Source organism: Rhizobium sp. WYCCWR 11152 (genome assembly GCF_013087615.1).
In the GTDB taxonomy this organism is placed as follows: Bacteria; Pseudomonadota; Alphaproteobacteria; order Rhizobiales; family Rhizobiaceae; genus Rhizobium; species Rhizobium indicum.
Genome location: NZ_JABFCP010000008.1, coordinates 914,885 through 937,263, shown reverse-complemented (window position 1 = coordinate 937,263; position 22,379 = coordinate 914,885). Strand labels below are relative to the sequence as shown.

The following is a 22,379-nucleotide window of genomic DNA, read 5'->3' as shown; positions in this document are numbered from 1 at the left end:
CCGTGAAAATGACAGAACGGCAAAACAATCCAGCGGGAAAGCGGCATGGTCGTGAAATGCAATTTATGGTACAGTGGTAACAGCTGGAACCATTGGGGAGATGGCATTATGAACAAGGTCGTTATCGCTTTGGTCGGAGGTTTCGGAGGCATCGCACCCAGTCTGGTCGACAAGGCGCAGGCGCTCTACAGCGGCGATGTGGAGAAATGGCTGACGACGACGGCAAACCCTTGGATCTCGGTTGCCTGCGCGCTTGCCGCCATCGTCGTCTTCTTCATTATCGGCGGCGCTATCGCCCTGATCTATCGCGAACAGCAGTTGCAGAAGGCGCTTCTTCTTGGCATCGGCGCACCGGCCCTCATCATGGCCGCTGCACAGGGGAGTGCAGCCAACCCGAGGCCGATCGAGGTCAGCTCGGCCGCCAGCCTGTTCGGCATCGTCGGCGTCGCCCATGCTCAGGATGACACTCGTTCGCTGCCGCCGCGGGTCGAGTTGAAGGTCAATCCCGGCTGGACGCAGGGCGAATGCCAGACCTGCGATATCAAGTTCCTTGGTGGAGACGGCCAGATCATATCAAGCGAGCCGCTCTCGAGCAGCCAGGCGCCCGGCGCAGTTAACGTGCCACTTGGCACGGAAACGATCCTGCTGTCCGGCGCCAACGCCAATACCGCCACGGTCAACGTCAGGGACCTCGGCGCCAGGCTGCCGCAGACGCAAGGCTCGGTCACCCTCGACGTCAACGTCAACCGCAGCTACTGGAACGATCTCAGCCGCTCCTTCGGGGCAAAGGCGGTGCAGCCCTACGATTTCAGTGTCGATGTCGCCAAGTGAGGCGTCCGGTCGCCTTTGGCACCTGATATCGTCAACGGGCGGGTCGCCAGCACGGGCCGTACTTCCTTATGGAAAAAGCGGAAATAGGAGGAGATCTGCGCCCGTGCATTCGAATTCACGTCGAACTGGATGCCGACGCGGCCATTATGCTTCCAGCGGATGATGCCTTCGAGCAGCCCGAGGTTTTCGGCCTCGATGCGCACCTTGCTGCCTGAGGCGGCATGGAGCGGCCCCTTCATCTCCAGGGCGGCACCGGTCGGCGATAAGTCGAGGATGCGGGCATCCACCTGGCTGTTCAGATATTTGACATGGCCGAAAACGCGGCAGTGTTTCCGATCGGTCTTCCGGGCCGTGATTTTCAAGTTGCGGGTCATACTGTCTCCCTTGGTATAGCGAGGGAGCATAGCGCCGGAAAATTGAAATGGTTTTAGGGGCTTGGCTAAAATTGCAGTGAAACATCAATTGGCAGCAGTGACCCTGCTTCCGACCATATGCTCGCGCCAGACGGTGAAAATGCCGGCAGCAACCACGATGATCGAACCGATGATCGTGTTGAGACTGAGCGTTTCGTCATAGACCGCCATGCCGATGACCGAGGCGTAGACAAGTGACAGATAGGTCAGCGGCTGGACGGCGGCGGCATCGAGAACATCATAGGCGCGGATCAGGAAATAATGGCTGGAAATGCTGGTGACGCAGACGAGCGCCATCCAGCCCCAGTCACCCGACGACATCCAGCTCCAGTAGAACGGTCCGATGAGCGTCATCGTGACGCCGCCGACAACGCCGGTATAGAAGAAGCTGGTCATCGACGAATCGTCGCGGCTGACCAGACGGGTGGCGATAACGTAGAAGGCGAAGTTGAAGCAGGAAATGACGGCGAGAAGCAGCTTCACGTCGAAAAATTCGCCTTCCGGCTTGAGGATCAGCAGCACCCCGAAAAGTCCGGCGCCGATCGCTGCCCATCGCCGCCACCCGACCCGCTCGCCGAGGATCGGCATAGCCAGCAGCGCGATCAGGATCGGCGTCGCGGAAAAGATCGCCTGTGAACGGGCAAGGCCGATCATCGCAAAGCAGGTGATGGCCAGAACCACCTGGACGGCAAGCAGCACGCCGCGGGTCACCTGCAGGAGAGGGCGTTTGGTGCGGGCCGTCGCCTTGATGCCGCCGCGCATCTTCGAAGCGAGGATGATCGTGAAAAGCGCAAAGGCCCAGTAGCGGATCATCGTCACGAAGATTGGCGGATAGGCCGTCGCCAGATGTTTCGAGATGGCATCCTGCAGGGAGAAGATGGTGATCGCCAGCAGCGCGAAAATATAGCCTTGGGTCTTCGATGTCATGACTTGCCAGTGAGTGGGGAAACGCGTGCGCGCATCGAAAGTCTGGGCAGGCTTTCGGCAAAGATGCAAGGCCTCAAAGGCCGACATTCGGCTTGTCGATGATTTCTCTGAGCGCGAAGCTCGAATTGATCTTGACGACGTGGGGCAGGGCCGACAGCCAGTCGCGGTGGATGCGCTCATAGTCCTCGAGGTCGCGGGCTGCGACCCTGAGGATATAGTCGTATTCGCCCGACATCAGGTAACAGACGAGCACGTTCGGGCAGAGCTTCACCGCTGCCTCGAATTCCGCCAGGGTCTTGGCGAACTGGCCGGAGAGCGAGATATGCACGATGGCGATCATCTTGTAGTCGAGCGCCTTGTGTGAAAGCCGCGCATGGTAGCCGCCGATGACGCCGCTTCTTTCCAAGATGTCGAGCCGGCGCGAACAGGCCGAAGGCGACAATCCGATCCTTTCGGCAAGCTCGGCATTGGTGATGCGGGCATTGGCCTGCAATGCCCGGAGAATCGCAAGATCGATGGTATCGAGATTGGCCATTCGAAGAACCTTCGAAGAAAGGTAGAAGAAGCGCAATACTCACCGAAAAATCGCGTCTTCGCAAATCGTCTTTGCAAGGACATTTCACTGTCTTGATGGTTGGATTCCTCATCTGAAAAAATCCGCGGCCGCGGAGATAAAATGAGAGGAACGCGCATGCGTGTCGGTTGCCCGAAGGAAATCAAGAATCATGAATATCGCGTCGGCCTGACGCCGGCTTCGGTGCGCGAATATGTTGCCCACGGCCACGAGGTCTGGGTGGAGACCAAGGCGGGCGTCGGTATCGGCGCTGATGATGCCGCCTATGCCGCGGCCGGCGCCAAGATCGCCGCCTCCGCCAAGGATATCTTCGAAAAGTGCGACATGATCGTCAAGGTGAAGGAGCCGCAGCCCGCCGAATGGGCGCAGCTCCGCGACGGTCAGCTTCTCTACACCTATCTGCATCTGGCGCCGGATCCCGAACAAACCAAAGGCCTTATCGCCTCCGGCGTCACCGCGATCGCCTATGAGACGGTGACCGACGAGCGCGGCGGCCTGCCGTTGCTGGCGCCGATGTCGGAGGTCGCCGGACGCCTGTCGATCCAGGCAGGAGCGACCGCGCTGCAGAAGGCCAATGGTGGTCTTGGTGTCCTGCTTGGCGGCGTACCCGGCGTGTTGCCGGCCAAAGTCGCGGTCATCGGTGGCGGCGTCGTCGGCCTGCATGCGGCCAGGATGGCTGCCGGCCTTGGCGCCGATGTCAGCATCCTCGACAAGTCGCTGCCGCGCCTGCGCCAGCTCGACGATATCTTCGCAGGCCGTATCCACACGCGTTATTCCAGCATCCAGGCGCTGGAGGAGGAAGTCTTCTCGGCCGATCTCATTGTCGGCGCCGTGCTGATCCCGGGTGCTGCCGCTCCGAAGCTCGTTACCCGCGAGATGCTGTCCGGCATGAAGAAGGGCTCCGTCATCGTCGACGTCGCCATCGACCAGGGCGGCTGCTTCGAGACCTCGCATGCGACGACCCATTCCGATCCGACTTACGAAGTCGACGGCGTCGTGCATTATTGCGTCGCCAACATGCCGGGCGCCGTGCCGGTCACCTCGGCGCACGCGCTGAACAATGCCACATTGGTTCATGGCCTGGCGCTTGCCGATCGCGGCCTGCGCGCCATCGCCGAAGACAAGCATCTGAGGAACGGCCTCAACGTCCACAAGGGCCGCATCACCAGCAAGCCGGTCGCCGACGCGCTGGGCTACGAGGCCTTCGCGCCGGAAAGCGTACTGAACGTAGCGTAAGCTAGCTGACTCTAGGTCAGGCACCGGCCTCCGCCGGGGCCGGCGCCCTTATCTTGTCGATCCGGCATTGGAAGCAGTTGTTGCGCGCTGAGCGCACATGCACATAGGCGATATCAGATCGTCCCAGCAGTTCTTCGCCATAGGCTGGAATATCGCCGATGGCAGTCACCGCGCCGGTGCCGTAGACGATGCGGTCGTTCTCGCTGTAGCCGCGGACGATGAAGTCGCGGCTCGTCGTCAGCACCGGCGGCATGATCTCTTCGGCGGCATAGCGTGCACAAGGCTGCTTGTGCAGGAAGACCGGGCCGGTTTCGGCATAGGGCTGCAGTTCGGGGAAGGGCCGGTAGGCGAAGACCAGCAACGCCTCGCCGGCATCGATATTCTGAAGGCAATGGCGGCAGGGATGGCCGGGACCATCGGAAACGATCGTCTCGGGCAGCCTGTCATAGGCGTCGCGGCCGCCGTTCCAGAGGTGTTCGGCATCTATCGTCGGCATGGCAACATAACGAATGGCGGTCATGGCAAATCTCATTTGTGATTGCCATGAAATGCACTTGGAAGAGCAGACAAGCCACCCGATTCTTGCCTGCGTCTGCATATGAGATCGCCGTAGAGCGAAAAGCGGAGTATCTTCTGTGCGTACGCTGTAAGGCGAAAGGAGAGGCCTTGGCCGACATCGATCTCGCGCTGCTGGCGCAACAGAATGCGGAAATACTGGAAGAGCTCAGGGCTCTGCGGCGGCAAGTGGCGGAACTGAAGGAGCAATCGGGCCGTACCCTCGATTTCGAGCGACGCAACGACCCACGCCGCCCGAACAGCCTGACGCAGCGTTAGTCGCCTCCACTTACGTCGGGAAAGAAACCGTCAGCTTTTCCGCGCAATCTCCAGAAGCTCCTTGTCGCTGAGCGGCCGGACGATCCCGGTGCCGGTCGAGACGGGGGAGAAGCCGTACATCTGGTAGAGCTGCAGCGCACGCGGATGGTCGAGGTTGTTGGTGGTGGTGGTGACTCGCTTCGGATTGAGCGACCAGATGGCATAGAGCGCCTGCAGCAGGAACCACTTGCCGATGCCGAGACCGAGCGCATGTTCGATCAGGCCGAAATGGCTGAGCTCGATCATATCCTCGTCTTCGCAGAAATATTCGTAGAAGCCGGCGGGCGCGCCGTTCACGTAGAGAACGCTGATATTGTTGCGCTTGTCGTTCAGCGTCTCGGCAAGCTGCTCGTCGCTCATGCGCAACCGGTCCACCCATTGCCAGCGCGCACCCACCTGCCGGTAGAGATAGCGGTAGAAGGGCAGCGGGATCTCGGGAGCGCGCATGATCGCCGTCTGGATATTGACGGGCACCGGCATGCTTGCCTTCGGCGGCGCCGTCATTTCGAGCCGGGTGATGTGAGCTTTCAGCGAAGCGGGTGCCTTTCCCATGGCGATCAGACTTTGACCGTCGTCGGCGGACCGGTGACGATGGGCGTATCGTCACGGCTGCCCCATTCGCTCCACGAGCCGTCATAAAGCTTGTTGTCGTGATGGCCAAGCGATTCCAGCGCGAGCGTGATGATCGCGGCGGTGATTCCCGAGCCGCAGGAGGTGACGACAGGCTTGGACAGATCGATGCCGGCATCCTCGATCGTCTGCCTAAGTTCGGGCAGCGACTTGAAGCGGCCCTGGTTGACGAAGACGCCGGAGGGCAGGCTGCGGGCGCCGGGCATATGGCCGGAGCGCATGCCGGCACGCGGTTCGGGTTCGGCGGCTGCGAAGCGGCCGGCGCTGCGGGCATCGGCGATCTGCATCGCGGCGCTGGAGACGATGTCGCGCATCGTATCAAGCGTCACCACGCGGCTTTCATCGAAATTGGGCGTAAAGGTCGCCGGCAAATGATTGGACGCCGTGGTTTCAAGCGGACGGCCCTCGGCCTTCCAGCCGTCGAGACCGCCGTCGAGAACGAAGACGTTTTTCGCGCCCATCACCCGGAACAGCCACCAGACGCGCGGCGAGGCGAACAGGCCGATACCGTCATAGACGACGATGCGATCATTCTCGCTGATGCCGAGCCGGCCGACTTCGGCAGCGAAATAATCGGGCGAGGGGATCGTGTGCGGCAGCGACGTCGAATGGTCGGCGATCTTGTCCTGATCGAAGCGGATGGCGCCGGGAATATGGCCGGCCGCATATTCGGCATCGGCATCGCGCTTCTGCGCCGGCAGATAGAAGGAGGCGTCCAGCACGCGCAGGTCAGCTTTGCCGAGCTCGGACTGCAGCCAGTCGGCCGAAACGACGAAACGGCTCTTGGTCTCACTCATGATGGTCTCCCTTGATGGTCAGGCTTCGTCGCCGGGCGTGCCGAAGCGGATGCGGAAGCGCCGGTTCTCTTTGCCCTTCTTCTCGATTTTGGCGATATGGATCCGGCCGACTTCCTGAGTCTCGGAGACATGTGTGCCGCCGCAGGGTTGGCTGTCAATCGAGGAGTTCTCGCCGATGCAGACGAGGCTGACGCGCCCGAGCCCAATCGGCGGGCGGACGTTCTTCGATTTGACGATATCGGGATTGGCCACAAGCTCCTCGTCGGTGATCCATTGCAGAGTGACCGGATGGTTCTGCTCGACCAGTTCCATCAGCTTGGCCGTCACCGCGTCCTTGTCGATCGTCTCGATCATGTCGAAGTCGACGCGGCTTTCCTCCTCGCCGACGGCAGCCCCGGTGATCGGATAGGAGCAGACCACGGAAAGCAGGTGGCAGGCCGTGTGCATGCGCATCAGCCTGTAGCGGCGCGGCCAGTCGACATGCAGCACCAGCGTCTCGCCGACGACAGGCCGTGGCGCACCTTCGAGCGGCACATGGATGATGACATCCTTGCCCGGACCATGTTTCGTCTGGCCGAGCGCGATCTTGCTGCCGTCAGCGCGCTCGAACTCTCCGGTGTCACCGGGCTGGCCGCCTGATGTCGCATAGAAGCAGGTCTGGTCCAGTTCGATGCCCCCGTCTTCGTGAACGGCGGTGACGACCGCCTCGCACGTCGAGAGATAGAAGTCGTCACGATAAAGGGCATTGACGGGCATGGGGTCTCACACCGGCTCGTAGGGAACGTGGATATCGGGCGACTTGGCCATCCAGCCCGGAACGGGCAGCCCCTTCGACGTCAGGAAATCCGGGTTGAAGAGTTTTGACTGATAGCGGTTGCCGTAATCGCAGAGGATCGTCACCACCGTGTGACCAGGTCCGAGATCCCGGGCGAGGTTGACCGCGCCGGCAATATTGATCGCCGTCGACCCGCCGAGGCAGAGGCCCTCGTTCTCGACGAGGTCGAAGAGATAGGGAAGCGCTTCGGCATCGGGGATCCGATAGGCATAGTCAGGCGTGAAGCCCTCGAGATTGGCGGTGATGCGGCCCTGGCCGATGCCCTCGGTGATCGAGGATCCCTCGGATTTCAGCGCGCCGTTCTGGTAGAATTCATAGAGTGCGGCGCCATCGGGATCGGCGATGCCGATCTTGACGTCTGCCTTGAAAGCCTTGAGGCCGGCAGCCACGCCTGCGAGCGTGCCGCCGGAGCCGACCGAGCAGATAAAGCCGTCGACCTTGCCGTCGGTGTCTTTCCAGATTTCTTTTGCCGTCGTTTCGACATGCGCCTGCCGGTTGGCGACGTTATCGAACTGGTTTGCCCAGATCGCCCCGTTCGGCTCGGTCTTCGCCAACTGCTCTGCCAGCCGCCCGGATACCTTCACGTAATTGTTCGGGTTCTTGTAGGGAACTGCGGGCACTTCGACGAGTTCGGCGCCGAGCAGCTTCAGCGCGTCCTTCTTTTCCTGGCTCTGCGTTTCCGGGATGACGATGACGGTGCGGTAACCGAGCGCCTTGGCGACCAGCGTCAGCCCGATGCCGGTATTGCCGGCCGTTCCCTCGACGATGACGCCGCCCGGACGAAGCAATCCCTTCCGCTCTGCGTCGCGGATGATGTAGAGCGCGGCGCGATCCTTGACCGACTGGCCGGGGTTCAGGAACTCCGCCTTGCCGAGAATGGTGCAGCCGGTCGCCTCTGAGGCGCCCTTGAGTTTGATCAGGGGCGTGTTGCCGATGGCTTCAAGGACGGAGGGGTGGAAGGTCATGGAATCTGCCTCTATTCGAACTCTTACTTTAGGAACGGTCTTTTCCCTTCACAAGGCTGAGTTGGCAAGAAAAGCTATTCCACACCTCTGTCGGCCGCGATAAAATTTGGCTTTCCTCCTCCGAAATGACGTATGGCCCGCAATCCCGCCGTGTGAGGGTGATCCGAAGATTGACTTTCCCCGTACGGATGACGACAAAGCGAAAACGGAGCGCGGCAACAGGGCGTGACCGAAACCGACATGGTTCACGAGCAGATCGACACGATCGATGCATTGATGGCGCATTATGTTGCCGGCTCCTTGCCCGAGCCGGCGCGTGTGCTGGTGCAGTCTCATCTCGAAATGAAACCCGACAATCGCAGCCTGGTGAACAGCCTCGAGCTGCTGGCCGGCGAAGCTCTGGAAAACGCGCCTGAAGCCGCCATTGCAGATCGCGACGGCCGGCTTGCGGCGATCTTTTCCTCTGCGTCTCCCGTCTCGGCGCCGCAGACGGCCGCGCGGCCGGAAAATGCGCTGTTTCCTCAAGCGTTGCGCGCTCTCTTGGGCTTCGAGGCCGAGGATGTGCCCTGGCGCCGGCGATTGCCCGGTTTCAGGGAATATTCGCTCGACATGGACGGCTGCGAGGTCAGCCTGATGTGGATCCGGCCGGGCCGCGCCTTGCCGGCGCACACCCATAAAGGCATGGAACTGATCCTCATTCTCGACGGCGCCTTCAACGATGAACGCGGCCGTTTCGGCCCCGGCGACATCTCCATTGCCGACGAGACGGTCGACCACCGGCCGGTCGCCGAAAAGGACCGGCCTTGCATCGCCTTTGCCGTCTCGGATGGACCGGTCAAGCTCACCGGATCCTTTCGTCAGATGATCGGCGACCTGATCGGCTGAAAGCAGCCACAATGGTGTGATAGAGCCGTAAATCCGGAGGGGTTGAGGAACTTCCGGACCTGTTTTCGCATTGATCAGGCAGCCCGGAGGAACATGTCATGCGTGACTTCATTGCCCATCCCGAACATGGAATCGTCTGGATTTCGGGCGCGAGCTCAGGTATCGGCCGGGCGCTTGCACTGAGGCTCGCCGGCGAAGGATATAAGGTCGCCGTCACCGCCAGAAGCCACGAAAAGCTTGTCGAACTGCAAGCCGAAGCCAATGGCCTCTCGGGCAATATCATTGTGCTCGACGGCGACGTCACCGATGCCGAGGACATGGAACATGTCATGGCCTCCATCGAATATGAGCACGGCACGCTCGCCATGGCGATCCTCAATGCCGGCGTCTACCTGCCTGTCCATGCCGAGGATCTGAACCGCACCGATTTCGAGAAGAGCTTTGCCGTCAACCTTTCCGGCGTCGTCAACTGTCTGCTGCCGGCGATCCGCCATATGAAGGCGAAGGGGCAGGGACAGATCGCCATCGTTTCCTCCGTCACCGGCTATGGCGGCCTGCCGACGGGGGCTGCCTATGGCGCTACCAAGGCGGCGCTGATCAATATGGCCGAAAGCCTGAAATTCGATCTCGACAAGATGGGCATCCGCATCCAACTCGTCAGCCCAGGCTTCGTCGATACGCCGGCAACGAGGAAGAATGCCTTTCCAATGCCGGCTCTGATATCGGTCGAGGAGGCCGCCCGGGAGATTGCCGCCGGGTTGAAATCGCAGGCCTTCGAGATCACGTTTCCGAAGCGCTTCACCACCATGCTGAAGCTTGCACGCCTGCTCCCCTATAGCGTTTATTTCACGCTGGTGAACCGCGTGACCGGCTGGCGGGAGCGGCCGCCATCGGCTGGTCGCCATCCGGTGACACCGCATGCGGCGGAATGATCAACGGCGAGAGAACACGACCTGGCGCACATCGATATTGCGGGCACGGAAGCCGGCTTCGCAATAGAACAGATAGAATTCCCAGAGCCGCTTGAAACGCTCGTCGAAGCCCATCGGGCGGATGCGTTCCCAGACCGACCAGAAGCGCTCGCGCCATTCGGCCAGCGTGCGGGCGTAATCGAGCCCGAAGCCGAAGTCCTTGACCAGCGACAGATCGACCTTGCCTGCAAGTTCGGCCAGATGATTGCGCGTCGGCAGCATACCGCCGGGAAAGACATATTTCTGGATGAAGTCGGGGTTGCTGCGATACTGGTCGAAGGACTCGTCCTTAATCGTGATGATCTGCAGCCCAGCCTTGCCGCCCGGCTTCAGACATTGCCTGAGCTTGGAGAAATAGGACGGCCAGTATTTCTCGCCGACCGCTTCGAACATCTCGATCGAGACGATCCGGTCGTAGAGCCCTGCTTCATCGCGGTAGTCCTGGAAACGGAATTCCACGCGGTCGTCGAGGCCGGCCTTGCGGATGCGCTCCTCGGCAAAGGCAAGCTGCTCACGGCTGATCGTCAGCCCCGTCACCTTGCACTTCAGCTCGCTTGCGGCGAATTCGGCAAAACCGCCCCAGCCGCAGCCGATCTCGAGCACATGGTCGCCAGCCCCGATGCCGGTCGCCTCGGCAAGCGCCCGGTATTTGGCATTCTGGGCCGATTGCAGATCGTTGGCGCCGGTCGAATAGAGCGCCGAGGAATAGGTCATGCTCGGATCGAGCCATTCCCTGTAGAAATCGTTGCCGAGATCGTAATGGGCGGAAATGTTGCGCTTCGAGCCCGTCTTGGTGTTGGTGTTCATCCAATGGCGGACGCGCTCGAACAGGCGGCCAAGACCGCCCTTGCCATGCGCATAGCTGAATGCGGCCTCGCCGTTGACGAGGAAGAGTTCGAGGAAGGCGGCGATGTCAGGGCTGTCCCAGTCGCCATCCATATAGGTTTCGGCGACCCCGATCGTGCCGCTCGTCAGCGCCCGATAGGCAAGGTTCCAGTTGTGGAGGCTGAGCGCCGCCTTTGGTCCGGCCTTCTTGCCCTCGACCAGCAGCCTGCGGCCGTCGGGGAGGGTGACGGCAAGCGAACCGTGCTGCATGTGCAGAAGTCCGCGCAGAGCCAGCTTCGCCTTGAACGGCAGACCCTTCACCATTCGGGACATGTTTTCGGCCGTCAGCGTCACCGCATCACGAGCCAGCAGATTCCAGTCCTGCGCCTTGCTCATTTCTCCTCCTCCTCCAGCATTTTCTTGCCGGTTAGGGACGAAGCATCCTTGATGATACGCGCGGCCGCCCCCCGACCATTGCTTCGAACGCTAATGTCATTCCGCTGCTTCCGCAAGCGGGCGGGTTTGGCGGACGCTGACTGCAAGCGGGGGCGCAGGACGCCTGACATACCGCGCGCCCTTTAGCCACAACTTGAGTGCTTCCCAATGGATCCCGGTCATGATCTTGAAAGTGAGGATGGGTATGCGCGCCGTCAAGCCCAGCAGCGAAGCGTTTGTCAAAGGCACCTGCCGTCCGGAAAATGTCGCCGAGAGCAGCGGTCCTTCACTATCTGTTTCAAGGATGCGCCAGCGGATCTCTTTACCGGGCGGCAGCATGCGGAAATGATAGCGCGCCGCCATGCCGATAAAGGGCGAGACGTGGAAGATCTTGTCGCAGCTCTGGCGAAGCCCGCTTTCCGACATCTCGCCACGGCCGACGGGGCAGACATAGCTGTGCCGCTCGCCGAAAGTATTGCGCACCTCGTAGATTATCGCGACGAGTACGCCGCCGGCATCATAGGCGTAATAGACGCAGAGCGGATTGAAGACATAGCCGAGAATGCGGGGATAACAGACGAGCAGGATCCTGTCCGCGCGGTCGAGCCTCGCCTCGGCGAGCAGCCCGTCGACATAGGTGCGCAGCGACATATTTCTGGTTTCGGCGTGGTCCCTTTCCTGGAACGAGACGAAATTGCGCCCGTTGACGGAAAATAACGTCGATAACCGGCCAGCCTCGTCCAGCCTGTCGAGATCGACAAGCAGCGAGAAGACACGGTAGCGGAAGCGATGGCCGAACGGTTTCATGCGTTGGTGCATGATCTCGCCGACATAGAGCGCTGCGGCGGCATCAGGTGGGGCGCCGTTGGCTGCCGCGTTCATGCCACGTTTTTCGCCGCGCCCTGTCATGTCGCCGCACCCGGTTGGGGGTGCCGGGAGGTTCGGACAGTCCGCCAGGGTATGATCCCGCCAAGGGCCTCCGCCGCCGCCAGACCGGAAACGAGACCATCCTCATGGAATCCGTATCCCGTCCAGGCACCGGCAAAATGGCAATTATTCTGTCCCTGAATGGTCGTGAGCGCCTGTTGAGCGCCTATGGCTTCCGCCGAAAATTGCGGATGCTCATAGGCGAATTCGGCAAACACCTTATGGGGGTCCGGCTCGCGGTCGGGATTGAGGGTCACGAACAGCGGGAATTTCTCGTCGACACCCTGCAACCGGTTCATCCAGTAAGTCACGGCGACGTCTGCGTTTCCATCGTCACGGCTGGAACGGAGATAATTCCATGAGGCCCAAACCTTGCGCCGCTGCGGCATCAGCGATTGGTCGCGATGCAGGACGACGCGGTTCGGCTGGTAGGGAATGGCAGCAAGCAGCCGGCTTTCTCGATCGGTGGCATCGACGAGCAGGCGTGCTGTCTGATCGCTGTGGCAGGCAAAGATTACCTTGTCGAACGGGTGTTCGCTGCCCGTTTCGTCGATGATCGTGACACCACGCTCGGAGCGGATGACCCCACGTACGCCGCAGGAAAGTTTCACGCGTTCGCCGAGCGGCCGAAGCAACCGGTCGAGATACGTGCGGCTGCCGCCGGTCACCGTGCGCCACTGGTGCTGGCGGCGGTAGATCAGCCGGTGATTGTCGAAGAAATTGACGAACTGCTCGGCGGGAAACTGCAGCATGCGGGCTGATGGTGTCGACCAGATCGCCGCCGCCATCGGCACGAGATAGTTGTTGGTGAAACCGGGCGAGAAGCCGCGCCAGTCGAGATAATCGCCGATCGAACGCGAGGCGAGATGACCGGCGGTGCGATCTTCGAGGCAGGTGCGGTTGAAGCGGAGGATCTCGCGGATCATCCACAAGAACGAGGGCCGCAGCAGGTTGCGCTTCTGCGCGAAGATCGAGGACAGCCCGCCGCCGCTCCATTCCAGTCTGCCGCAGTCGAGCGAGAGCGAAAAGCTCATATCGCTTGCATGCGTCGCGATGCCGAGTTCGGCAAAGAGTGCCGTCAGATTGGGGTAATTCTGTTCATTATAGACGATGAAGCCGGTATCGACCGCAATCTGAACCCCGTCGTAATCCACATCGACCGTCGCCGTATGGCCTCCGGCCCGCGCTTGGCTTTCATAAAGCGTAACGTCATGCACCTGACACAGCGCCCAGGCTGCGGAGGCGCCGGAGATGCCGGAGCCGATGACGGCGATCCTCAGCCGGCGGGGAGCGGGACGGAAGTGCGCGTTCATGCGGCATCCCTTATTGCTTTGTAGGCGGCAAGCGCCCGGTTGCGGGCGCTCGCGTGATCGACGATCGGTTTCGGATAGGTTTGGCCAAGCGTGATGCCGGCCTCGTCGAGCATGCTCTTCGGCGCCTCGAACGGCCGGTGGATGTATTTTGCCCCGAGCCCTCGAAGCTCCGGCACATGAGCCCTGACATAGTCGCCGTCGGGATCGAATTTTTCGCCCTGCAGCACCGGATTGAAGATGCGGAAAAATGGCGAGGCATCGGCTCCCGAGCCCGCTACCCATTGCCAGCTTGCGGCATTGTTGGCGGGATCGGCATCAACAAGCGTATCCCGGAACCAGGCCTCGCCCCGGCGCCAGTCGACCATCAGATCCTTGATGAGGAAGGAGGCGACGATCATGCGCACGCGATTGTGCACCCAGCCATGGCGCCAGAGCTGGCGCATGCCGGCATCGACGATCGGATAGCCGGTCATGCCGCGGCGCCACGCCTCGAAATCTCCGCTGTTGTTGCGCCATTCGAAGCCGTCGAAACGATCGTTCCAGTTGGCAGAGGCAAGACGCGGGAAATGGAAAAGCAGGTGATAGGAAAATTCACGCCAGGCGATCTCCTTGCGAAAATGCACGATGTCAGCCGCCGGCACGCGTTGCGACAGGCCGCGTGTGGCATCCCAAATGCGGGCAGGGGATATTTCGCCCAGCGCCAGATGCGGCGACAGCATCGACGTCGCCGGTCTCGCTGGATAGTCTCGGTTTTCCTTGTAGCCCTTGAGCGCGTCTTCAACGAAGGCATGGAGCCTCTGCTGGGCACCCTCTTCGCCAGGTGTCCAGAGATCAGCGAAATCGCCTGCCCAGTCCGGCTTCGTCGGGAGCAGCTTCCAGCTCTCCAACGTTTCTGATTTCGGAAGTTGCGACGCAAACTGCAGTTTCGCCGGCACGTCGAGCGGCTGCGGTTCACCGGCGCCCTCCAGCGCGCGCCAGAATGGCGTGTAGACGCGATAGGGCGTGCCGTTGCCGGTCATCAGCTTGGAAGGTTCGTGCAGCAACTCGCCGCCGAAGCTTCTCACCTCGATCGCCTGCTTTTCCAATTGGTGCTTGATACGGATGTCTATCGACGTCCCTGATGGATCGTAGCGGCGGTTCCAGAAGACGGCTTCGGCACCGCTTTCCTTGATAAAGGCGCAGAGCACTTCGAGCGCCTCGCCGCTTGCAAGCACCAGCCGTCCATGCCGCTTGCGCAGCGACCCGTTCAGCGCTTCCAGCGAATGATGCAGCCACCAGGCCTGTGCAGCACCCAGCGGACCGGTGCCTGCCACCGCCGGTTCTCTAATATAGAGCGGGATGATCGGCCGTCCGGAGCGATGGCCGGCGGTGAGTGCCTGATTGTCGTCAAGGCGCAGGTCCTTGCGAAACCAGAGGATAACAGGTTTTGCCGCGTCCTTTGCCAATAAAGCCGTGCCCCGCTTGTGTTGTTTGCAATCTGCTACGGGTGTACGGAATGCCCGGATCAAAAGTTTCATCTGGCGGGAAAAAAGCTTTCACGGCTGTCGGCGGCATGAAAAAGGCCGGTGTGAACCGGCCTTTTTCTGAGAGCGGCAGTCTGTCGCTTAAAGCATGTCGCGCAAAGTGTGCAGCGGTTTTGCGACAACGACATGCGTAAAAACAAAGACCTAAAGCGCGAGAAGCGAATCTGAAAGTTACGCGCTTTAGTTGTCGTATTCGCGGCAGGCTTCGCTAATCGATGCGCCGCTCTGGCCGCCGCGCGTGTCGACGCCGGACATCTGTTGCGGCATGCCGGGGCACTCCATCGTCTGCGGTCGGCCGATGCTCTGTGTCGTCATCGGATCGACCGGCGAGTTGGGTACCGGACGAATACCGTTGTCATCGTTGGTGTAGTCGGATGAATAGGTACCCGAACTCGGATCAGTCGAGCCGCCATTCGTTGGCCCGATCGGACTCGGGTTCGATTGGGCAAAGGCCGACGACGCCATGCCGATGGCAAGCAGCGAAGCGGCGATGAGGGATTTAGTCATAGTATATCCTCCTTTGATTTTCATCTTGGATGACCCAGGGGTAACTTCCTGATGGAATCATTGTTCCGAAATTTGCCGACAACCTGCATTCAAGCCTCGCGGCATACCCGGCATGGTTATGCGTAAACCTTAACGGGCGATGTCGCTGGATCGGCGCCAGCACATGTCCTACTTGCATGCGGAGATACTAAAAAAACGTGGCATGAGGCCGCTATGTTCATCTCCTTTCGCGAAGCCGCAGATCTCGGTCTCCAGATCGCACTTGCACTTACCTTGACGATGAGCGGCATGGCGGTCGCCTCCTACGCCGTCAGGAATGACAAGGCTAAAATTTCAGCGATCGACGTCAGCCGTCCCTCGCTCTGGACCGCCGCTCCGATGCGCGTCGATCCGGCGACGCAAGCCTACCTGCGCGCCGATGCTTCGGCCGCACTGGAACTCGCCGATGGTGCCGATGACCTCTGCCACGACCCGATCGGCCTCCGGCTTTCCTGCGACTTGATCGTCACCTCTGGTACTGCGGCTTTTTAGAGCGCCGTGCGTCCTTTCGGACGCACAAAGGACGCTCTAACTCTTTCAATCCTCGCATCGTGCTTTCCGAAAATCGATTCCGATTTTCGGGCCGATGCTGGTGAAGGCGGTCGGGAGGCGTCACCGCCATTCCCGAAAGCTTGCAAAACCCGATGATTTGCCGTTTCATCGCGATAGCGACCACCGTTCGACTCTTTCCCTGAAGGATCAGCCTTTTGTCTATGCCGATGCCCCACGGCTTCGAGAAGCCCTATGCCGCCTTCCTGTTCGATATGGACGGCACCATCCTCAATTCGATCCGTGCGGCCGAGCGTGTATGGAGCGACTGGGCAAGGCGTCACGGGCTCGATGTCGCCACCTTTCTACCGAAGATGCATGGATCGCGCGGCATTGACACGATCACCCGGCTGAACCTGCCTGGAGTCGATCCCGAACATGAATCGAAGCTGGTGACCGAGGCCGAAATCGCCGATGTCAGCGATGTCGTGCCCATTCCCGGCGCCGCGACCTTTCTGAGTTCACTGCCCCCGGATCGCTGGGCGATCGTCACCTCCTCGCCGTTGCGCCTTGCTCACCGGCGGCTGGAGGCGGCAGGCTTGCCGGTGCCGAGATTCATGGTGACGGCTGAGGACGTGAAGGTCGGAAAACCCGACCCGCAATGTTATATTCTCGGAGCCGAGCGCCTCGGCGTCAGCACCCAGGATTGCCTGGTGTTCGAGGATGTCGCAGCCGGCATCACTGCCGGCGAGGCGGCGGGTGCCGATGTCATGGTCATCACGGCAACACATCACCACAAGATGGAGACGCCGCACCCGACCCTCTCATCCTATGACGAGATATCGGTCCGCATCTCCCCCGATCACAGGATGCTGATCGTCCCGAACGCGGCCTGACAGTGCTCCGGCTGCGTCCTGCTTGTCTTTGTGCGGTTCACTCCGCGGCTGCGGCAAGACAGCGATCGATGATGCTGCCGATTTCGCTGCGGCAGGAGCCGCAATTGGTTCCAGCGCTGGTTTCCTTGCCGACCGCCTCGACGCTGTGACATCCGCCGCGCACGGCAGCAGCGATCTGGTTGACCCCGACACTGAAGCAGGAGCAGACGGTGGCGCCCGGATCCGGCCTGCCGGCGCCGGGACGACCCGCAACGAGCGCAAAGCGTTTCCTGAGGTCGCCATGCGAGGCTGAGAGCTGCGAGATCGCCCAGTTGCGCGCGACAGCGACGGGCTCGCGGGCGAGAAACAGCGCGGCAAGCAGGACCTCGCCATCGAAGAAGGCAAGCCTGAGGTCGCCGGATTGCCGGTCGGCATAACCAAGCGGTTCGATCTCGGCCGGAATGGCGAAAACCGCCCGGCACCAGGCCGTCCAGTCTTCGACGGTTTCAGCGAAGGCAAGCTCCAGCCGCCAGCCGCCGGCGGCCTTTGCCAGCGCCCAATAGGCCGCGTCAGGCGTGGCAGGTTTTGTGGCGGAGACGGCGAAACCGTAATGGGTGGCGGGGAAGGGCCGGACGGCGACGGCAACGTTTTTCGACGCCGGTTGACCGGAAACGGGATCGGTGATCGGCGCGACCACGGCGTCGATCCGCGCTCTTGCAGCGAACTGGTCGTTCCAGTGCATCGGCGCAAAGATGCCGCCGCGTGCCTGGCGATCGGTCACCAGCGCCCTGACGATCGCCTTGCCGTGCGGGCTGTCGATCTCGACGAGGCCCGCGCTTGATATACCGGTTTCGATCGCGTCGCGCGGATGGATCTCGGCAAAGGGTTCGGCGATATGGGCGGAAAGCCGCGCACTCTTTCCTGTTCGCGTCATCGTATGCCACTGGTCGCGGATGCGCCCGGTATTCAGCGTGAAGGGATACTCGGCATCGGTGCGATCGGTTGCGGGCGGTTTGACCGCGACGAAGCGCGCCTTGCGATCGGGATGGAAGAAACCGCCCTCGGCGAAGAAGCGGGTGCTGCTCGGTTCTGTCCCTGCCGCCTGCGGCCACTGGAAGGGCGACAGTTCGTCATAGGCGCCGCCGCTCATGCCGGCGCGCGCGCCGATGTCGAAGTCGCGGCTGCCGTTATTTTCGAAGGCGGAAAGCGCCGCGTGCTCGTCGAAGATTGCGGCCGGCGCTTCAAAATCGAAGGCGGCGGCAAATCCCATGCGGCGACCCACCTCCGCAAGCTGCCACCAGTCGGCCCTTGCATCGCCGGGGACGTCGAGAAACGGCCGCTGCCTTGAAATGCGCCGTTCGGAATTGGTGACGGTGCCATCCTTCTCGCCCCAGCCGAGCGAGGGCAGAAGCACATCTGCGTGCCGGGTCGTATCCGTCTCCTTCAGGATGTCCGATACGACGACGAAGGGACAGGCAGCGATCGCGCTTTCGACGCTGTCGGCATCCGGCATCGAGACGACGGGATTGGTGGCCATGATCCAGAGCGCCTTGATGCGCCCCTCGGCCACGGCTTGGAACATGTCGACCGCCTTCAGGCCGGGCTTTGCGGCGATGACGGGCGAGTTCCAGAAACGCTGCACGCGGTCTCTGTCCTCGGCATTTTCGATCGCCATATGCGCGGCAAGCATATTGGCGAGACCGCCGACCTCGCGCCCGCCCATGGCGTTCGGCTGGCCGGTCAGCGAAAATGGTCCCATGCCAGGGCGGCCGATGCGGCCGGTCGCCAGGTGGCAGTTGAGGATCGCATTGACCTTGTCGGTGCCGGAGGAGGATTGATTGACACCCTGGCTGTAGCAGGTCACGACCTTCGGTGTCGTCTCGAACAGGCGGAAGAACTCCCTGATCTGCATGGTGGGCAGGCCGGTCCGTTCCAGGAGATCGTTGATATCAAGCGCGGCGGCGGCCGCAAAAGCATCACCGAAACCTTCGGTATGCGCGCCGATATAATTCTGGTCGATTGCCGGACTTGTCGCGAGATGGGCAAGTAGTCCCATGAACAGCGCAACGTCGCCATCAGGACGGATGGCGAGATGCAGGTCGGCGATGTCGCAGGTCATCGTCCGGCGCGGATCGATGACGACGATCCGCATGTTTGGCCGTGCCGTCTTTGCGGCGGCAAGCCGCTGGTAAATGACGGGATGACACCAGGCAAGGTTGGAGCCGGTCAGGATCACCAGATCCGCAAGTTCGATATCCTCATAGGTCCCGGGCACCGTATCGGCGCCGAAGGCGCGGCGATGCCCCGCCACGGAAGAGGACATGCAGAGCCTTGAATTGGTGTCGATATTGCCGGAGCCGATGAAGCCCTTCATCAGCTTGTTGGCGACATAGTAATCCTCGGTCAGCAACTGGCCCGAGACGTAGAAGGCAACGGCGTCAGGTCCGTGTTCGGCGATCGTTTCAGAAAAACGGCGGGCGACCAGGTCAAGCGCCTCGTCCCAACCGCTCTGTTTGCCTTCGATCTCGGGATAGAGAAGCCGGCCATCGAGATCGATGGTTTCGGCAAGGGCTGAACCCTTCGAGCAGAGCCGGCCGAAATTCGACGGATGCTCGGGATCTCCTTTGACGCTGACTGCGCCTGCCTGGTCGACCGTGGCGACTACGCCGCAGCCGACACCGCAATAGGGACAGGTGGTCTTGACCTCCGGCGCCATCTATTCCGCCGCCATCATCAGGCTTTCCAGAGCAATGAACAGCCTGCCGTCTTCGTTCAGCACCTGGATCGTCCGGACCTCGCCTTCATCGGCGCCGAGCGCCTTGCCTGTTTCCAGCGAGATAACCCAGTTGTGCAGCGGGCAGGTGACTGACTTGGCGTGGACGATGCCCTGGGAGAGCGGGCCGCCCTTGTGCGGGCAGTGATCCTCGATGGCGAAGACCTCGTTTTCGGCCGTGCGGAAGACGGCGATCTTGCCTTGCGGCGTCTTCACGCAGCGCGCCCCGCGCAGCGGGATGTCGGAGATGTCACCGATTGCGATCCAGTTCATGTCCATCTCCTTACTCAGCAGCCTGTGGATAGCCGATCGTCGCCATCGGCTTGAACTCATGCTTGTCCTTGCCGGAAACACGCTCCGACCAGGGGTCGACCTGAGCAAATTTTTGGCTGAAGACGAAGCGCTCGTAATAGGCTTTGCGCTTTTCGGCATCACCCATGATCTGGCGGCGGATTTCCTCCAGGCCGACGCGCTTTGCCCATTTGTAGATGCGCTCGAGGTAACGGGCCTGCTCGCGGTACATCTGCGTCAGGGCCACGATATACTCCAGCGCCTCGTCCTCGGTCCGGACAAGCCCGAGGACCTCCGTGCCCTTGATGTCGAGACCGGCCGCACCGGCGAAATGGATCTCGAAACCGGAATCCACGCAGATCACGCCGATATCCTTGCAGGTTGCTTCCGCGCAGTTGCGCGGGCAGCCGGACACGGCCAATTTCAGCTTGGCCGGCGTCCAGGAGCCCCACATGAACTTTTCGATGCGGATGCCGAGACCGGTGGAATCCTGGGTGCCGAAGCGACACCAGTCGGAGCCGACGCAGGTCTTCACCGTGCGCAAGCCCTTGGCATAAGCCTGGCCGGAGACGAAACCGGCCTTGCCAAGATCGGCCCAGACGGCGGGCAGGTCTTCCTTCTCGATGCCGAGCAGGTCGATGCGCTGGCCGCCGGTGACCTTCACCATCGGGATCTCGAACTTGTCGACGACATCGGCGATGGCGCGCAGCTCGTTCGAATTGGTGACACCGCCCCACATACGCGGAACGACGGAATAGGTGCCGTCCTTCTGGATGTTGGCATGCACGCGCTCATTGATGAAACGCGACTGGTAGTCGTCGGCATATTCGTCCGGCCAGTCGCAGACGAGGTAATAGTTGAGCGCCGGCCGACATTTGGCGCAGCCGCACGAAGTCTTCCACTCGAGCTCCTGCATGACGGCAGGGATGCTTTTCAGCCCCTTGGCCTTGATCAGCCGGCGAACGTCGTCATGGCCGAGTTCGGTGCAGGTGCACATCGGCTGGACCGCAGTCGGATTGTAGCTGTCGCCGAGCGTCAGCGCCATGAGTTGTTCGACGAGGCCGGTGCAGGAACCGCACGAGGCGGATGCCTTCGTGTGGGCGCGTACGTCGTCGAGCGACGTCAGCCCTTTGCCTGAAATCGTCGAAGTGATCTTGCCCTTGCATACGCCGTTGCAGCCACAAATCTCCGCGTCATCCGGCAAGGCTGCAACGGCCGCCATAGGGTCCAGCGGCGACCCTCCCTGATAGGCTTGTCCGAAGATCAGCGTCTCGCGCATCTCCGAAATATCGGTTGCCTTCTTCTTCAGGTCATTGAACCAGGCGCCATCGGCGGTTTCGCCGTAAAGCACGGTGCCGATGATCTTATTGTCCTTGAGCACCAGGCGCTTGTAGACGCCGGCGCTGGCATCGCGCAGCACGATCTCCTCGCGGTCGTCGCCATCGGCGAAGTCGCCGAGTGAATAAAGCTCGATGCCGGTGACCTTGAGCTTGGTCGGCGTATCCGCGTGAACGAAGGCGGGCGAGCGATCGCCGGAGAGATGCGCGGCGGCGATACGGGCCATTTCATAGAGCGGCGCAACGAGGCCATAGACCATGCCGCCCACCTCGGCGCATTCGCCGAGCGCGAGAATATTGCCGTCCGAGGTCTGCATGCCGGCATCGACGACGATGCCGCGATTGACCGCAAGGCCGGCGTCCTTCGCCAGGCCGACACTCGGACGAATGCCGACGGCCATGACGACCAGCGTTGCCGGGATGATGCGGCCGTCGTCAAGCTCGATGCCCTCGACCTTGCCGTTGCCGACGATCGCCTTGGTATTGGCCTTGCAGATGACCTTGATGCCGCGTTCTTCGACCGCCTTCTGCAGCAGATAACCGGCGGCGGGGTCGAGCTGGCGTTCCATCAGCGTCGGCATGACGTGCAGGACGGTGACGTCCATACCGCGCTGGGCAAGGCCGGCCGCCGCTTCCAGGCCAAGCAGGCCGCCGCCGATGACGACAGCCTTTTCGCGCGACTGAGCGGCAAGCAGCATCGCCTGCACGTCGTCGAGATCGCGATAGGTGATGACGCCGGGCAGATCCTTGCCGGGAACAGGGATGATGAAAGGCACGGAACCGGTTGCGATCACCAGCTTGTCGTAGCTTTCGGTGACGCCGTGGTCGGAGGTGACGGTCTTGGCGGCACGATCGATGTTGACGATCTTGTGGCCCTTGTAGAGCATGATGCCGTGCTTGATATACCAGCCGTCACCGTGAATGATGATCTGCTCGTAGTCCTTTTCTCCGGAGAGAACCGGCGACAGCATGATACGGTCGTAATTGACGCGCGGCTCGGCATTGAAGATCGTAACTTCATAGCGTCCCGGCGCCTGCTCGAAGAGGTGCTCCAGCATGCGCCCGGGCGCCATGCCATTGCCGATGATGACGAGTTTTTCGGTCATAT

General features: G+C 61.4%; 23 protein-coding genes. 7 read left to right on the top strand and 16 right to left on the bottom strand.

The window, feature by feature from the left end:
• The first annotated feature begins 108 nt into the window (after nucleotides 1-108).
• Nucleotides 109-831 (top strand): hypothetical protein, encoded by a 723-nt coding sequence (locus G9X67_RS14445; protein WP_171598939.1) that lies wholly within the window; start codon nucleotides 109-111, stop codon nucleotides 829-831.
• Here G9X67_RS14445 and G9X67_RS14440 read toward each other — a convergent pair.
• The 3 genes from G9X67_RS14440 to G9X67_RS14430 all read right to left on the bottom strand — a co-directional run bounded on the left by G9X67_RS14440 (nucleotide 801) and on the right by G9X67_RS14430 (nucleotide 2,706).
• On the bottom strand, nucleotides 801-1,205 hold the full coding sequence (locus tag G9X67_RS14440) for a PilZ domain-containing protein (RefSeq protein WP_138329927.1): 405 nt from the start codon (nucleotides 1,203-1,205) through the stop codon (nucleotides 801-803). The genes G9X67_RS14445 and G9X67_RS14440 overlap by 31 nt on opposite strands.
• A gap of 84 nt (nucleotides 1,206-1,289) precedes the next feature.
• Nucleotides 1,290-2,171: a DMT family transporter gene (locus G9X67_RS14435; RefSeq protein WP_171598938.1), complete on the bottom strand. Its 882-nt coding sequence runs from the start codon at nucleotides 2,169-2,171 to the stop codon at nucleotides 1,290-1,292.
• A gap of 73 nt (nucleotides 2,172-2,244) precedes the next feature.
• Nucleotides 2,245-2,706, bottom strand: a complete 462-nt coding sequence (locus G9X67_RS14430) for an Lrp/AsnC family transcriptional regulator (RefSeq protein ID WP_138329923.1) — start codon at nucleotides 2,704-2,706, stop codon at nucleotides 2,245-2,247.
• A gap of 156 nt (nucleotides 2,707-2,862) precedes the next feature.
• Between G9X67_RS14430 and ald the strand changes: the two genes are divergently transcribed.
• Nucleotides 2,863-3,981: an alanine dehydrogenase gene (ald, locus tag G9X67_RS14425; protein WP_171599055.1), complete on the top strand. Its 1,119-nt coding sequence runs from the start codon at nucleotides 2,863-2,865 to the stop codon at nucleotides 3,979-3,981.
• Nucleotides 3,982-3,997: 16 nt separating this feature from the next.
• On the opposite strand, the gene G9X67_RS14420 is transcribed toward ald, so the two are convergent.
• Complete coding sequence (locus G9X67_RS14420; RefSeq protein ID WP_171598937.1) at nucleotides 3,998-4,501, bottom strand: DUF1203 domain-containing protein; 504 nt, start codon at nucleotides 4,499-4,501, stop codon at nucleotides 3,998-4,000.
• Between the two features lie 146 nt (nucleotides 4,502-4,647).
• On the opposite strand from G9X67_RS14420, the gene G9X67_RS14415 reads away from it, so the two are divergent.
• Nucleotides 4,648-4,815, top strand: a complete 168-nt coding sequence (locus tag G9X67_RS14415) for a hypothetical protein (protein ID WP_171598936.1) — start codon at nucleotides 4,648-4,650, stop codon at nucleotides 4,813-4,815.
• A 30-nt stretch (nucleotides 4,816-4,845) separates the two neighbouring features.
• Here the strand turns inward: G9X67_RS14415 and G9X67_RS14410 are convergent, their stop codons facing one another.
• The 4 genes from G9X67_RS14410 to G9X67_RS14395 are packed head-to-tail and all read right to left on the bottom strand — an operon-like array spanning nucleotide 4,846 to nucleotide 8,081.
• Entirely contained in the window at nucleotides 4,846-5,406 is a 561-nt protein-coding gene (locus G9X67_RS14410; protein ID WP_012757173.1) for a GNAT family N-acetyltransferase, read from the bottom strand.
• A 5-nt stretch (nucleotides 5,407-5,411) separates the two neighbouring features.
• The gene (gene sseA, locus G9X67_RS14405) at nucleotides 5,412-6,281 is read right to left on the bottom strand and encodes a 3-mercaptopyruvate sulfurtransferase (protein WP_171598935.1); all 870 of its coding nucleotides are present in this window, start codon (nucleotides 6,279-6,281) and stop codon (nucleotides 5,412-5,414) included.
• 18 nt (nucleotides 6,282-6,299) lie between these two features.
• A complete protein-coding gene (locus G9X67_RS14400) occupies nucleotides 6,300-7,037 on the bottom strand; it encodes an alanyl-tRNA editing protein (protein WP_138329917.1) in 738 nt (245 codons plus the stop codon).
• 6 nt (nucleotides 7,038-7,043) lie between these two features.
• A complete protein-coding gene (locus G9X67_RS14395; RefSeq protein WP_138329915.1) occupies nucleotides 7,044-8,081 on the bottom strand; it encodes a cysteine synthase A in 1,038 nt (345 codons plus the stop codon).
• A gap of 225 nt (nucleotides 8,082-8,306) precedes the next feature.
• Here G9X67_RS14395 and G9X67_RS14390 point away from each other — a divergent pair, with 225 nt between their 5' ends.
• Nucleotides 8,307-8,966 (top strand): ChrR family anti-sigma-E factor, encoded by a 660-nt coding sequence (locus G9X67_RS14390; protein WP_171598934.1) that lies wholly within the window; start codon nucleotides 8,307-8,309, stop codon nucleotides 8,964-8,966.
• Between the two features lie 98 nt (nucleotides 8,967-9,064).
• Nucleotides 9,065-9,898: an SDR family NAD(P)-dependent oxidoreductase gene (locus G9X67_RS14385; protein ID WP_138329913.1), complete on the top strand. Its 834-nt coding sequence runs from the start codon at nucleotides 9,065-9,067 to the stop codon at nucleotides 9,896-9,898.
• Here G9X67_RS14385 and G9X67_RS14380 read toward each other — a convergent pair whose 3' ends face one another.
• The 5 genes from G9X67_RS14380 to G9X67_RS14360 all read right to left on the bottom strand — a co-directional run bounded on the left by G9X67_RS14380 (nucleotide 9,899) and on the right by G9X67_RS14360 (nucleotide 15,467).
• On the bottom strand, nucleotides 9,899-11,158 hold the full coding sequence (locus G9X67_RS14380; protein ID WP_138329912.1) for a cyclopropane-fatty-acyl-phospholipid synthase family protein: 1,260 nt from the start codon (nucleotides 11,156-11,158) through the stop codon (nucleotides 9,899-9,901).
• A 96-nt stretch (nucleotides 11,159-11,254) separates the two neighbouring features.
• Complete coding sequence (locus G9X67_RS14375; protein WP_171598933.1) at nucleotides 11,255-12,106, bottom strand: DUF1365 domain-containing protein; 852 nt, start codon at nucleotides 12,104-12,106, stop codon at nucleotides 11,255-11,257.
• Nucleotides 12,103-13,437 carry an FAD-dependent oxidoreductase gene (locus G9X67_RS14370; RefSeq protein WP_171598932.1) on the bottom strand — a complete coding sequence of 445 codons (1,335 nt, stop codon included), beginning with the start codon at nucleotides 13,435-13,437 and terminating at the stop codon, nucleotides 12,103-12,105. The genes G9X67_RS14375 and G9X67_RS14370 overlap by 4 nt, the downstream gene beginning before the upstream one ends.
• Nucleotides 13,434-14,882, bottom strand: coding sequence for a deoxyribodipyrimidine photo-lyase (locus G9X67_RS14365; protein ID WP_171598931.1), 1,449 nt, complete (start codon nucleotides 14,880-14,882; stop codon nucleotides 13,434-13,436). The genes G9X67_RS14370 and G9X67_RS14365 overlap by 4 nt, the downstream gene beginning before the upstream one ends.
• Before the next feature lie 258 nt (nucleotides 14,883-15,140).
• Nucleotides 15,141-15,467: a hypothetical protein gene (locus tag G9X67_RS14360; RefSeq protein ID WP_171598930.1), complete on the bottom strand. Its 327-nt coding sequence runs from the start codon at nucleotides 15,465-15,467 to the stop codon at nucleotides 15,141-15,143.
• Between the two features lie 213 nt (nucleotides 15,468-15,680).
• Here G9X67_RS14360 and G9X67_RS14355 point away from each other — a divergent pair, with 213 nt between their 5' ends.
• Together G9X67_RS14355 and G9X67_RS14350 are read left to right on the top strand one after the other, a co-directional pair.
• Nucleotides 15,681-15,998, top strand: a complete 318-nt coding sequence (locus tag G9X67_RS14355; RefSeq protein WP_112902665.1) for a hypothetical protein — start codon at nucleotides 15,681-15,683, stop codon at nucleotides 15,996-15,998.
• 215 nt (nucleotides 15,999-16,213) lie between these two features.
• Nucleotides 16,214-16,891, top strand: a complete 678-nt coding sequence (locus tag G9X67_RS14350) for an HAD family hydrolase (protein ID WP_171598929.1) — start codon at nucleotides 16,214-16,216, stop codon at nucleotides 16,889-16,891.
• A 37-nt stretch (nucleotides 16,892-16,928) separates the two neighbouring features.
• Here the strand turns inward: G9X67_RS14350 and G9X67_RS14345 are convergent, their stop codons facing one another.
• The 3 genes from G9X67_RS14345 to nirB are packed head-to-tail and all read right to left on the bottom strand — an operon-like array spanning nucleotide 16,929 to nucleotide 22,377.
• The gene (locus G9X67_RS14345) at nucleotides 16,929-19,586 is read right to left on the bottom strand and encodes a nitrate reductase (RefSeq protein ID WP_171598928.1); all 2,658 of its coding nucleotides are present in this window, start codon (nucleotides 19,584-19,586) and stop codon (nucleotides 16,929-16,931) included.
• Nucleotides 19,587-19,922, bottom strand: coding sequence for a nitrite reductase small subunit NirD (gene nirD, locus G9X67_RS14340; protein ID WP_017960132.1), 336 nt, complete (start codon nucleotides 19,920-19,922; stop codon nucleotides 19,587-19,589).
• A 4-nt stretch (nucleotides 19,923-19,926) separates the two neighbouring features.
• Nucleotides 19,927-22,377: a nitrite reductase large subunit NirB gene (nirB, locus tag G9X67_RS14335; protein ID WP_171598927.1), complete on the bottom strand. Its 2,451-nt coding sequence runs from the start codon at nucleotides 22,375-22,377 to the stop codon at nucleotides 19,927-19,929.
• Nucleotides 22,378-22,379 lie beyond the last annotated feature (2 nt).